This is a genomic window from Cellulomonas endometrii, assembly GCF_949769265.1.
GTDB lineage: Bacteria > Actinomycetota > Actinomycetes > Actinomycetales > Cellulomonadaceae > Cellulomonas > Cellulomonas endometrii.
The window spans coordinates 92,775-105,235 of record NZ_CATKPC010000007.1 but is presented as its reverse complement, the minus strand read 5'-3'; the positions used below and the strand labels follow the sequence as shown (position 1 = coordinate 105,235).

7 protein-coding genes are annotated in these 12,461 nt (G+C 77.9%); 4 read left to right on the top strand and 3 right to left on the bottom strand.

The window, feature by feature from the left end:
* The first annotated feature begins 79 nt into the window (after positions 1 to 79).
* The 3 genes from QNH85_RS09790 to QNH85_RS09780 are packed head-to-tail and all read left to right on the top strand — an operon-like array spanning position 80 to position 3,256.
* Entirely contained in the window at positions 80 to 460 is a 381-nt protein-coding gene (locus QNH85_RS09790) for a hypothetical protein (RefSeq protein WP_282946122.1), read from the top strand.
* Positions 457 to 1,794 carry a S8 family peptidase gene (locus QNH85_RS09785; protein WP_282946120.1) on the top strand — a complete coding sequence of 446 codons (1,338 nt, stop codon included), beginning with the start codon at positions 457 to 459 and terminating at the stop codon, positions 1,792 to 1,794. The genes QNH85_RS09790 and QNH85_RS09785 overlap by 4 nt, the downstream gene beginning before the upstream one ends.
* Positions 1,787 to 3,256 (top strand): hypothetical protein, encoded by a 1,470-nt coding sequence (locus QNH85_RS09780; protein ID WP_282946118.1) that lies wholly within the window; start codon positions 1,787 to 1,789, stop codon positions 3,254 to 3,256. Before QNH85_RS09785 ends, QNH85_RS09780 begins: the two co-directional genes overlap by 8 nt.
* A 189-nt stretch (positions 3,257 to 3,445) precedes the next feature.
* Here the strand turns inward: QNH85_RS09780 and QNH85_RS09775 are convergent, their stop codons facing one another.
* Together QNH85_RS09775 and QNH85_RS09770 are read right to left on the bottom strand one after the other, a co-directional pair.
* Positions 3,446 to 5,074 carry an RDD family protein gene (locus QNH85_RS09775; protein WP_282946116.1) on the bottom strand — a complete coding sequence of 543 codons (1,629 nt, stop codon included), beginning with the start codon at positions 5,072 to 5,074 and terminating at the stop codon, positions 3,446 to 3,448.
* Positions 5,075 to 5,168: 94 nt separating this feature from the next.
* A complete protein-coding gene (locus QNH85_RS09770; protein WP_282946114.1) occupies positions 5,169 to 6,530 on the bottom strand; it encodes a hypothetical protein in 1,362 nt (453 codons plus the stop codon).
* A 272-nt stretch (positions 6,531 to 6,802) separates the two neighbouring features.
* Here QNH85_RS09770 and eccCa point away from each other — a divergent pair, with 272 nt between their 5' ends.
* Positions 6,803 to 10,783 carry a type VII secretion protein EccCa gene (gene eccCa, locus QNH85_RS09765; RefSeq protein ID WP_282946113.1) on the top strand — a complete coding sequence of 1,327 codons (3,981 nt, stop codon included), beginning with the start codon at positions 6,803 to 6,805 and terminating at the stop codon, positions 10,781 to 10,783.
* Positions 10,784 to 11,010: 227 nt separating this feature from the next.
* Here the strand turns inward: eccCa and QNH85_RS09760 are convergent, their stop codons facing one another.
* A complete protein-coding gene (locus QNH85_RS09760; RefSeq protein WP_282946111.1) occupies positions 11,011 to 12,444 on the bottom strand; it encodes an RDD family protein in 1,434 nt (477 codons plus the stop codon).
* Between the last annotated feature and the right edge of the window lie 17 nt (positions 12,445 to 12,461).

Genomic DNA, 12,461 nt, shown 5'->3' with positions numbered 1-12,461 from the left:
CCGTCACCGACGGCAGGGCGCGACCGCGCGGTACTGGCGCCGCAGGGGGCGGCGCACGGGACGACAGCGGAGGACGGACGTGGCAGGCGACGTCGGGTACGACTACAGCGAGCTCGCGCTGAGCGCGGACAAGCTGCTCACGCTGCTCACCGGGGTCCGCGCGCTGCGCGCCCGCATCGCGGCGATGGCGGAGAACGACTCCCCCGGCACCTGGCCGGACATCACCAGCGTCCAGGACTTCGCGACGTCGTACCGTCAGAAGCTCGTCGACGCCGAGGCCTGGATCTCCGCCATCGAGGACGCCCTCGACAGCAGCCGGACGGCGCTGTCGGAGAGCGCCCGCACGATGCAGGAGCAGGACGCCACCGTGCAGGAGGGCCTGCAGGCGATCGCCGCGCGGCTCGACCGGGGCGTCCCCGTCTCGAGCAACCGCGGGCCGCAGATGCAGTCCATCTCATGACGGCACCGCTCCGCCGCACCACCCGCCGGACCGCCGCCACTGCTCTGGGCGCCCTGCTGCTGCTCGCGCCCGCCGGTGCCGCGTCGGCGACGAGCGCCGACCCGTCCGACGGCGGGCTCTGGTACTACACCGCCACCGGCATGGACCAGCTCCACCAGCAGGCGACGGGCGAGGGGATCACCGTGGCCGTGGTCGACACCCCGGTGAACCCCGACTCCCCCGACCTGGTCGGCACGAACCTCCTCATGAACGAGCCCGCGTACTGCGCGCCCAGCCCGGGGGCACCGGCGCCGTCGGCCCGCGACGACGAGGGCGCCCACCACGGCACCACGATGGCGTCGATCATCCTCGGCACGGGCGCGGGCACCGCCGGCAAGCCGGGTGTCCGCGGCATCGCGCCGGACGCCACCGTCGAGGTGTTCGCCATGGCGCCGCAAGACATCGACGCCTGCCACTCGGTTCCCGGGCGCTCCGGAGGGGACAACGCCGCCTTCCACGACGCGATCACCAGCGGAGCGGACATCGTCAACGTGTCCGGCGACTACCCGTTCTCCGCGGACGAGATGATCTACGCGCTGCGCGAGGGCGTCATCGTCGTCGCCTCCGGAGGCAACGACGGCGGGTTCGTGCACGGCTCCCCGGCCTTCTTCAACGGCGTCGTCTCCGTGGGCACGCTCACCCCCGACGTCCAGCTGGACGAGACGAGCCCCAAGCTGGGCGGGGTGGACGTCGTGGCGCCGGGCGCGGACTTCCGCGTCATCTCCCCGACCTACGACGACTACGGCCGGACGACGGGCTCGTCCAACGCGGCGGCCTTCACGTCCGGGGCCCTGGCGCTCGTCTGGTCGGCGTACCCGGACGCCACGGCGAACCAGATCCTCCAGTCGCTCGTGCGCAACGCCGGGGGCGAGGAGCACGAGCCCCAGATCGTCGACGACGCCTGGGGCTACGGCGCCGTCAACGTCCGGCAGATGCTCGCCGTGGACCCCACCGCCTACCCGGACGAGAACCCGTTCCTGTCCGACGACCCCGACGCGCACCCGAGCGTGGCGGAGATCGAGGCCGCGGCGGCCGAGCCCGGGCCGACCGCGAGCAGCGCACCGGACACCGCCGCGGGGGGCACCGGAGACGACGAGGGCGACGCCGCGGCGACGTCCCCGGTCCCGGTCCTCGCCGCCGCCGGCGGTGCGCTCCTGGTGGTCGCGGCCGTCGTCGCGATCGTCCTGGTCGCCCGGCGCCGAGGCCGTCGGACGCCGCCGAGCACGTCGAACCAGCAGCAGCCGCACCAGCAGGCGGGCACCGAGACACCGGCACGAGGGGGACATCATGGGTGACAAGGCCAACCAGCTCCGGCGCACGCTGGACGCCGACCTCGGGGCGGTGGAGTCCCAGCGCGCGGCGCTGGAGAGCGGCGCCCAGAAGACCGAGACCACAGCCTCGGACCTGAGCACGGTGGCGTCCGGGCTCAGCTACATCATGCAGGGCGAGAGCGCGGAGGCCGCGGCCGCGAGCCTCACGTCGATGTCCGGCCAGATCGTCGAGCTCTCCGCCCAGCTCGACACGCTGCAGCGCGCCGCCGAGTCGGCCCGCGCGGCGATCGCCGAGGCGCAGAACGCGTTCCACGAGCTGCCCGACGGCGAGCTGTCGTTCGCCGAGCGCGCCGCGATCACCGCCGCCTCCACCGTCGCGCTCCCGGGCATCGGCACCGTCACCGGCGTCGTGGCGGGGAACATCCTGTCGGACCGCCGCGAGGAGGCCCGCGAGGCGAAGGCCGCACAGGCGCTCGCCGCGCTAAACAGCGCGATGACCGGCATCACGCTCGACCGGGCCGACCGGAACACCGGCTACACCCCCGACGACTCCCGGCACGCCCCCGTCGACACCACGGACGAGTCGAACGGCCCCGGCACCCGCTCCGCCCCGCGCCTCGGCGGCGCGCCCAGCGGCAGCGGCGGACCTGCGGGCGGGGTCGGGACGCTGCCGACCAGCGGCGGGGCGTTCGTCTCGCCGACCTGGGAGGCACCGGGCGGCGGCTCCGTCGGCACGATCGGCGGCGGCACGCACCCCGGCTCGGGCCCCGGCTCGGTCGGCGGCGTCGTCGGCCCCGGCTGGACGCCCGGGACGGGCGGCTCCGGCGGGACCGGTGGCGGCCACGTGCCCGGGTACGGCGACGGGACGTCGTCCGACGGCAGCGTCGGTGGCACGATCCCCGGCGGCCTGGGCTCCGGCGGCGGCGCGCACCTCGGTGGCGCGGGCGGCTCCGGCGGCAGCGGCTCCTCCGGCTCGGGCCTCTCGGGCCTGGGCGCGGGTGGCCTCGCGGGCGGCCTGACGGTCGGTGGCGCCGCGCTCGGTGGCGCCGGCCTGAACCGCCTCGCGGCCGGTGGCGGGCTGTCCGCCGGTGGCGCGGGCAGCTTCGGCGGTGCGGGCAGCTTCGGCGGCGCGGCCGGGGTCGGTGGTGTCGGCGCTCCGCTCGGCACGGTCGGCGGCGCGTCCGCCTCCGGGATGTCCGGCTCGGCGTCCGGCCTCGTGCAGGGGTCGCAGGCCGGAGCCACCGGGACCGCCGCCGCGGGCAGCCGCGCCGGCGGGATGGCCGGCGCGCCCATGGGCGGCGGCGGTGCGGGCGGCAGCAACGGCACGAAGCGGCGCCGGTCCTCCGGCGGGCTGCTGGCGCCGGAGATCGACGTCGAGGACGGCGCCGACGCCCCCGCGCTCGGTGCTGCGGCGCGGGCCGGTGGGCGCGACGCCCTGCGCCCGGCCGAGGCGAGCGCCCCGGAGACGTCCGACGACGAGTGGTGACCTGAGACACCGTCACTGACAGGACGGGCGCGGCCGACGGAGACGTCGGACCGCGCCCGTCGTCGTTCCCCCGCCGCGTGCGGCCGCTCGGGAGGGCTCACCGACGACGCCGGGCTGTCGGCGTCTGTCACCCCGGCCGCCCGCGCGCGCCGGTGCGGTCGCCGCTCCCGCGACCCGCGGGCGCCGGGCTCAGCCCCGCGAGGTCGGCGCGTCGATGCGCACGCCGCGGTCCCCGACCTGGATGGTCGAGCCCGACGGGACCAGCACCCGCTGGTCCGCCGGCACCGGGATCACGCGGCCCCCCGGCAGGCGCAGCGTCGTGCCGTTGCCCGAGCCCGCGTCGGACACCCAGAACGTCCCGTTGTCGATGCCGAACCGCGCATGGGTGCGCGAGACGCTGCGCTCCGGGTCGTCGACGACGATGACGTGGTCGCAGCGCTCGCCCGGTGCGGGGCGCGGCGAGCGACCGATGAGGCCCGGCCCGGTGACGCTCATGACCTGGCCGGTGTCGAGGGTGACGAGGAACGGCGCCGGCTGCGCCTGGTGCGGTGCCCGGGGGGCGACGGCGGGCTCCGGCTCGGCGCGTGCCGGCACGATCGGGCGGACGCCGGTCCAGCCGCCCACCGCCCCGACCGGAGCGGCAGGCGGGACGGACGCGGGCGCCACCGGCTGACCGGCAGTGCCAGGACCGGCAGTGCCAGGACCGGCCGCGCCCGACGCCGCCGAGCCCGGCCCGGCGGTGCCCGGAGCCGTGCCCTGCACGGCGGCGGCGCGGGCGGCGCGGCGGCCGGTGGGTGCGGCCGGGTCGCCAGCGGCGCGCGCCGGCGTCCCCGGCGCGGTGACGCCCCCGACGTGCGGCGCGCCCGCACCGTAGCCCCCGGCGGCCGGCGCGACCGGCGGATGTGCGGCGACGGGCTGCGGCACGACGCCTGCGGGCGCGGCGCCCGACGCGGCCGCAGTCGACGGCCCCGGGACCGCCGGCACCGCGGTCGACGGCACGGCGCTCGCCGGCCCAGCGGTCGACGGCACGGCGCTCGCCGGCCCAGCGGTCGACGGCCCGACCCCGCGCGGCGCGCCGCCCGGCCGCCCCGCGGGACCGGCCGGCCGCCCGACCCCCTGCCCGGCACCGACGGCCGCCACCCGGGCGTCCTCCGCCGCGTGCAGCGCCTCCACCGCGCGCTCGTGCGCCCGGACGTCCACCACCACGGCGCGGCCGATGCGGTCGTGCCACGCCTGCGCGCGCCCGCTGGTGTCGAACGCGGCGGACGCGACGACGACCCACTGCCCCAGGCCCGCGACGGCGTGCCCCGCGGCGAGCACCAGCCCCCGCAGGAACGCCCGGGCGGGGCCGACGGAGTACGGCGTCTCCTCGCGGGCGGTGCGCAGGCCAAGCACGGTGTTGCCGAGCGTGCGGCCGGTGTGCGCCTCCCAGACGAGCAGACCCAGCGCCAGCTCCGCGACCACCAGCGCCACGAGCAGCACGGAACCGGTCCAGGCGAGCAGCGCGCCGCCGACGAGCCCGACCGCGGCGGCGTCGATCGCGTACGCCAGCACGCGACGGCCCGGCCCGGCGGGCGTGGCCTCGCCGAACGCGGGGTGCAGCACGGCGGGCCGGGCCTCGCGCGGCCGCCCGTCGGCGCGCGACCGCGGCTGCGCGCCCTCGACGACGGTCACGGTGACGTCCGCCTGGACGGGCGTGCCGCAGGCGGTGCAGAACCGGGCGTCGGGCTTCAGGGGCCGCCGGCAGCCGGCGCACTCACGGACGGCGACGGTGCCGGCGCCCGTGCCGGCGCCGAGGGACCCGGGTCCGGCGCTCATCGTCGGTTCCACGTCCGGCCCCCTGTCATCCGCGTCATCCTGCCATCGTCCTGCCGCCGCCCGGCCGTCGTCCGGAGCGCCCCGCCGGGTGCCGTCACGAGGTCGCCCGCCGCAGCGTCTCGATCATGTCCGCGGCGACCAGGGCCGCGGGCAGGGCCAGCACGACCCCGAGGCTCTCGAACGCGTCGCCGAACCGGGAGGCGACCACGGAGCTCCACCCCCGCCCGAGCGCGAGGCTGACCGCGACGGCCACCAGCGCGAGCACGACGCAGGCCACGGCGACGAGCACCGCGTCCCCGCCGAGCAGCGGCCCGCCGAGCGCCGCGAGCTCCAGCAGCACGAGGCCCGCCGCGGCGCGCGGCGCCCACCGCGCGACGGCCCCGCGGGCGGACCGCGGCTGCAGGCTGAGCACGAGGACGAGCGCCGCGGCGAGGGCGATCGCCCCCCAGCCGCGGACGGGCTCCCCCAGGGCCCCGGCGAGGACGACCGGCACCAGCACGGGCGGCAGCGCGCACACGAGCAGCACCCCGGCGTCGGTGCGGCGCTCCGCGGAGCCGACCGTGCGGACGACCTGGCGCTCGTTCACGCGGCCCAGTCCCCGCGGGCGCGGCCCACGGACGCTCGGCGCGGTGCGCGCGACGTGGGCGAGGTCCACCAGCTGCTCGTCGGGCACCGACAGCGCCATGACCGGCAGCACGCGCAGGCCCACCGGCACGAGCCCGAGCAGCACCGCCGCGGTGACGACGCCCGGCAGCTCCGCGACGAGCACCAGCAGGTCGACGACGGCGAACGTGCCGACGGCTCCGAGGAGCACGGTCGCCAGGTCCTGCCCCCGGCGCAGGGCGCGGGTCGTCACGTACCGGACGGCGGCGGCGCCGGTGGCCGCGACGAGGCCGGCGACCAGGGCCAGGCGCCGGTCCGCGCCGCCGGCGGGGTCGGCGGCCGCCACACCGGCGGCGAGGGCGAGCACGGGCGCGACCAGCGTGGCGGCGGACGTCGAGGCGGACCGGGAGGCGGCCAGCAGCACGGCCCCGGCAGCGAGCACGAGCGCCGCGACGAGCGCGACCCACCCGCGGCGCGCCGGGTCGAGCACCTCGACCGCCGCGAGCACGGCGGCGACGCACGCGGCGGCACCGAGCAGCGCGGGCTGGGGGTCGGGGCGCCGGGCGACGAACGCGGCGCGGGCCCGGGCGGCGCGGCCACGGGGGCGCGGCGCGGGCGCGACGACGTGCACGACGGCGCCGTCGGCCACCTGCTCGGCGACGGGCGCGGCGAGGTCGAGCACCCGGCCGGCGGAGTCGAGCGCGAGCAGGCCCGGCACGAGCGGCACCCCGGCGGCGGCGAGCAGCTCGCCCAGCGTGCGGGACGCGTCGAGGGCGACGTCGAGGCGGCGGACGCCCAGGTGCACGGCGACGCGGGTCAGGGGCGCCAGCACGGCGGGGCCCGGCACCGTCACGCGCACCTCCTCCTCGCTGGTCCCGTGGCCGGTGGGCGTCGGCGGAGGACCCGCCTGCCCCCGGGCGCGGCGGGTGACATGCTATGCGGTCGCCCGCCTCCCGACCGGCCCGGAGCGTCCCCCGGCGCTCGCGTGCACCGCCCCGGGGGCGAGGATCGCCCGGACGGCCGAACACCGGCCGCCGGGTCGGCGTCACGACAGGTAGGTTGACCGACGAGAAACGCCGGGGGGCGCGCGGCTCCCCGCCCAGCAGGAGGGACCGAGCGCCGACGATGTCGATCGCGACGCAGCAGGGGACGCGCCTGGAGCCGCCCGCCGTCCCCAGCGGACAGGTCGTCCTGCAGCCGCCCCCGGAGATCCAGCCCTCCGACGGTGTCAGCGGCATGCTCGCCAACGCGATCCCGATGCTCGGGTCGGTCGGCTCGATCGTGTTCGTCGCGATGAACCAGCCGGGACCGCGCGGGTACATCGCCGCCGGCATGTTCCTGCTCGCGTCGCTCGGGTTCGTCGGCGTCAACGGCTGGCGCCAGCGCTCGCAGCACCAGGCCCAGGTCGTCGGCGCGCGGCGCGAGTACCTGGCCTACCTGTCGGACCTGCGCACCTCCGTCCGCCAGGCGGCCGGTGCGCAGCGCCGGGCGGCCGAGTGGTCGTCCCCGGACCCGCGCGCCCTGCCCGCCGTCGCGGAGGAGCGCACGCGGGTCTGGGAGCGGCGCCCGCAGCACGACGACTTCCTCACCGCGCGCGTCGGCGTGGGCGCGCAGCCGCTGTGCCTGGACCTCGAGGCCCCGCAGACCCCGCCCCTCGCGCAGCTCGACCCGGTCGCCGCGTCGGCCGCGCACCGGTTCCTCGTCACGCACCGGGTGCAGCACGGCGTGCCGCTGGCGTTCGACGTCCGGTCCGTCGCGCGCATCGAGGTCACCGGCGGGGCGTCCGAGTCCCGCGCGCTCGCCCGGGCCCTCGTCAGCCAGCTCGCCACGTTCCACGCCCCGGAGGACCTGCAGGTCGCCGTGATCGCGAGCGACGCGGCGCTGCCGGAGTGGGACTGGGTGAAGTGGCTGCCGCACGCCCACTCCACGCGGTCCCGCGACGCGGTGGGCGCCGCCCGGATGATCGGCACCGCGCTCGCCGACGTCGAGGCGCTGCTCCCCGAGGACCTCACCGAGCGGCCCCGGTTCGGCTACGCGGCGGAGGCGCCGCTCCCGCACGTGCTGGTGGTCGTCGACGGCGGCCACGTCCCCGTCGGCAACGCGATCCTCACGACCGACGGCGTGCTCGGCGTGACCGTGCTCGAGCTCCCCGAGCGCTGGGACGAGCTGGACGAGCCCACGACCCTGCGCCTGAACGTCGGCGGCGCGGTCGCCGGCGAGGACGCCGTCCGGGCGCCGGTCGACGTGCTGCGCCTCGGGAACGCTCCCGTGCGCGTCGACGGCGACCAGATGTCGGTGGCCGACGCCGAGGCGACCGCGCGCCGCCTGCTGCCCCTGCACGTCGAGTCCGGCCCCGAGCGCAGCGACGAGGAGGTGTCGTCCGAGCTGGTCGACCTGCTCGGCGTCGGCGACGTCCGCGACCTCGACCTGTCCGTCGCGTGGCGGCCCCGCCTGCCGCGCGACCGCCTCCGGGTGCCCATCGGGGTGACGCCGCAGGGCCAGCCCGTCGCGCTGGACATCAAGGAGTCCGCGCAGCAGGGCATGGGCCCGCACGGCCTCATCATCGGGGCCACCGGCTCGGGCAAGTCCGAGGTGCTCCGCACCCTGGTGCTCGCGCTGGCGCTGACGCACTCGTCGGAGGATCTCAACTTCGTCCTCGTCGACTTCAAGGGCGGCGCGACGTTCGCCGGCATGGCGGACATGCCGCACGTGTCCGCGATCATCACGAACCTCGGCGAGGAGCTCACGCTCGTCGACCGCATGCAGGACGCCCTGCAGGGCGAGATGGTCCGCCGCCAGGAGCTGCTGCGCGCCGCGGGCAACTTCGCGAACGTGGCGGACTACGAGAAGGCCCGCAAGGGCGGCCGCACCGACCTCGAGCCGCTGCCGGCCCTGCTGATCGTGTGCGACGAGTTCTCCGAGCTGCTGTCCGCGAAGCCCGAGTTCGTCGACCTGTTCGTCACCATCGGCCGCCTCGGCCGGTCGCTGCAGATGCACCTGCTGCTGTCCTCGCAGCGCCTGGAGGAGGGCCGGCTGCGCGGCCTGGAGTCGCACCTGTCCTACCGGATCGGCCTGCGCACCTTCTCCGCCGCCGAGTCGCGCACCGTGCTGGGCGTCCCGGACGCGTACACGCTGCCGCCCGTCCCGGGCATGGGGTACCTCAAGCCCGACACGACGACGATGATCCAGTTCCGGGCCTCCTACGTGTCCGGCCCGCCGAAGGCCCGCCGCCGGACGGCCCAGGGCGCCGGCACGACGGGCACGGGGCTGACCCGGCTGGAGTCGTTCACCGCGGCGCCGGTGCTCGGCGGCATCGAGGCGCAGCCCGCCTCCACCGAGGTCGCGGCCACCGTCGACCCGGAGGAGACCCGCGCGACGTTCGACATCGCCGTGCAGCGGATGAAGGGCCAGGGCCCGCCCGCGCACCAGGTGTGGCTGCCGCCGCTGGTCGTCCCCCGCACGCTCGACGAGCTCATGCCCGACCTGGTGGCCGACCCGCGGCTCGGCCTGGTCTCCCCCGGCTGGCGCGCCGCCGGGACGCTGACCGTGCCCCTCGGCACCGTCGACCGGCCCCTGGAGCAGCGCCGCGAGAACCTCACGGTGTCGCTGGGCGGCGCCGCCGGGCACATGGCCGTCGTCGGCGCCCCGCGCACCGGCAAGAGCACGGTGCTGCGCTCCGTCGTCACCGCGCTGGCCCTCACGCACACCCCGCTCGAGGTGCAGTTCTACGTGCTCGACTTCGGCGGTGGCACGTTCGCCCCGCTGGCCGGCCTGGCCCACGTGGCGGGCGTCGCCTCGCGCGCCGAACCGGACGTGGTGCGTCGCGTGGTCGCCGAGGTCGAGTCGATGGTCGACGAGCGCGAGCGGTACTTCCGCCAGCACGGCATCGACTCCATCGAGACCTACCGCACCCGCCGCGCGCAGGGCACGGCGGACGACGGCTTCGGCGACGTGTTCCTGCTGGTCGACGGCTGGTCCACGGTCCGCACGGAGTTCGACGAGCTCGAGCCCCGCATCCAGGCGCTGGCCGGCCGCGGCCTGACGTTCGGCGTGCACCTGGTGGCGTCCGCCGCCCGCTGGATGGACTTCCGCACCCAGGTCAAGGACCTGTTCGGCACCCGCCTCGAGCTGCGACTGGGCGACCCGATGGACTCCGAGATCGACCGCAAGGTCGCGGTCAACGTGCCCAAGGACCGGCCGGGCCGCGGGCTCGCCGTGTCCAAGCACCACGTGCTGACCGCGCTGCCCCGCGTCGACGGCGACCCGGCACCCGGCACCCTCGGCGCCGGCGTCACGCACCTCATCGAGGCCGTGAACGCCGCCTGGCAGGGCCCCGCCGGCCCGAAGCTGCGCCTGCTGCCCGACGAGGTCACGCTCGCGCAGGTGCACGCCGACCCGCGCGCCGACGCCCGCCGCCTGCTGCTCGGCATCGACGAGGCCGGGCTCGCACCGGTCGGCATCGACGTCCGCGAGGAGCCGCACCTGTACGCGTTCGGCGACGGCGGCTCGGGCAAGTCGGCGCTGCTGCGCGCGGTCACCTCCGAGATCCGCCGCCTGCACACCCCGCAGCAGGCGCAGATCTTCGCCGTCGACTTCCGGCGGTCGCTGCTCGGCGAGATCCCCGAGGAGTACCTGGCCGGGTACTTCACGACGCAGGACCAGGCCGCCGGGGAGATCGCGGGCCTCGCGGACTACCTGCGGACGCGGCTTCCCGGGCCGGACGTCACACCCGAGCAGCTCCGCAACCGGTCCTGGTGGACGGGCGCCGAGGTGTTCGTGGTGGTGGACGACTACGACCTGGTGTCCACGACCACGGGCAACCCGCTGCAGCCGCTCGTCCCGCTGCTCGCCCAGGCCGGCGACGTGGGCCTGCACCTCGTCCTCGCCCGGCGGTCCGGTGGTGCGGGGCGGGCGATGTACGAGCCCGTCCTGCAGGCGCTCCGCGACCTCGCGGCGCCCGGCATCGTGCTGTCCGGCAGCCCCGACGAGGGCGCGCTGATCGGCGGGGCCAAGCCCATCCCGGCGGTCCCCGGGCGCGCACAGCTCGTCACCCGCGACGAGGGCCGCCAGGTCGTCCAGCTCGCCTGGACCGCCCCGACCCTCTGACGCCGTCCCCCCGCCACCGCCCAGCCTGCGGGGCTCCGGGGCCGGGGGGCGCTGGCTGTGTGTGGGCAGAGTCTGCGCCCGGTAGCCGGGACTGCGCCCGCTCCAGGAGGCGCAGTCTCGTGGGCGAGGCGCAGTCTCGTGGGCGAGGTGCCGCCCTGCGGATGCGGCGCGGTCCCGGCCGGAGGGCGCAGGCCTGGCCGGGTCTGCGCCGCGGCGGGTGGGGGCGGTCAGGCCTGCTCGACGGTCACCCGGCGGCGGCCGAGGACGAGGGTCCAGCCGGCAGCGACGCGGGCCGGCCGGCCCGGCGGGAGCGACCACGGCTTCCCGGCGGGGTCGAGCAGCACGGTGCCATTCGTGGATCCGCGGTCGAGGACGTCGAGGCCGCTGTCGGCCGGCCAGAACGCGAGGTGCGTCGAGGACACGGACTGCTCCGGGTCGTCGATCGTCACGAGGTGCGCCCACGTCTCCGCGCCGGCGACGGGGCGCCGTCCGACGAGGCCGGGGCCGCTGAGCACGACGCGCTCGCCGGTGTCGAGGACGAGCGCGAGCACGGTCGCCGGTCCCGCCGCCTCGGGTCCGGCGGCCCAGCGCCCGACGTGCGTGTGCTCGAGCTCCCCGAGGCCGGGCACCGTCGGGATCGTCGAGTCCGGGAGGTCGTCCGGGGCGTCGCGCACCGGCGCGGCCGCGGGGGGCGCGTCGGTTCCGGCCGGCGGCGCCGCGACCCCGGTGGGCACGGGCCCGGTCGGCACCGGCCCGGTCGGCACCGGCCCGGTCGGCACCGGCCTGGTCGGCACCGGCTCGCCCGCGACCGCCGCAGGCTCCGGCACGGCACGCTCCGGCACGGCACGCTCCGGCACGGCACGCTCCGGCACGGCACGCTCGGGCACGGCACGCTCCGGCACGGCCCGCTCCGGCACCACCCGCCCCGGCACGGCCGCCGGCGCTGCAGCGTCAGGCGCAGCACGCTCCGCCGCGGCAGCGTCCCGCACGGGCCGCGCGCGGAGCACGAGCGTCCCGGCGGCCTTGTCGTGCCAGCCGCGCTGCTCCGGGCCCTCGTCCCACGCGCCCGAGCCCGCGACGACGTAGACCCCGACCCCGGCGACGAGCGCGCCCAGCGCCTGCACGACGTGCCGCACGAGCACCGCCCACAGCCCCGCGGGCCGTCCGGTGCGGGCGGAGACGGTGCGGATGCCGAGCAGGGCGCTCCCGACGGTCCGCCCGCCGACGGCCTCGGCGATCCACTGGCCCGCGCCGAGCAGCAGGAGCAGCAGCCCGGGGACCAGCAGCGCGCCCACGGAGCCGTCCCGCAGGGCGGGCAGCACCGCGAGCGTGGCGCCCCCGCCGACGACCACGGCGAGCACCTGGTCGACCAGGAGCGCGACGAGCCGGCGCCACACGGGCGCGACGGCCTCGTCCACGTCGGCCCCGAGCGACCACCCGGCATCGGGCGCGGTCGCGGCGGCGGGGACCGAGAGGCCCGGGTCGCCCGCAGGCACCGCGGCTCCCGGTGCGCCCGCGGGCACCGCGGCTCCCGGTGCGCCCGCGGGCACCGCCGGGGCGCCCGCCCCGACCCGCGCCCCGCACGTCCCGCAGAACGCAGCACCGGGCTCCAGCGCCGCGCCGCACGCACCGCAGCGCGCGCTCTCCACGACCGTGCTCACAGCTCCCCCTCGGAGCC

What these genes read in the sequence shown, in the direction of transcription:
- QNH85_RS09775 (WP_282946116.1), bottom strand. Translation starts at nt 5,074, where the DNA reads ATGAGCGCCGGACCCGGGTCCCTCGGCGCCGGCACGGGCGCCGGCACC.
- QNH85_RS09785 (WP_282946120.1), top strand. Translation starts at nt 457, where the DNA reads ATGACGGCACCGCTCCGCCGCACCACCCGCCGGACCGCCGCCACTGCT.
- QNH85_RS09780 (WP_282946118.1), top strand. Translation starts at nt 1,787, where the DNA reads ATGGGTGACAAGGCCAACCAGCTCCGGCGCACGCTGGACGCCGACCTC.
- eccCa (WP_282946113.1), top strand. Translation starts at nt 6,803, where the DNA reads ATGTCGATCGCGACGCAGCAGGGGACGCGCCTGGAGCCGCCCGCCGTC.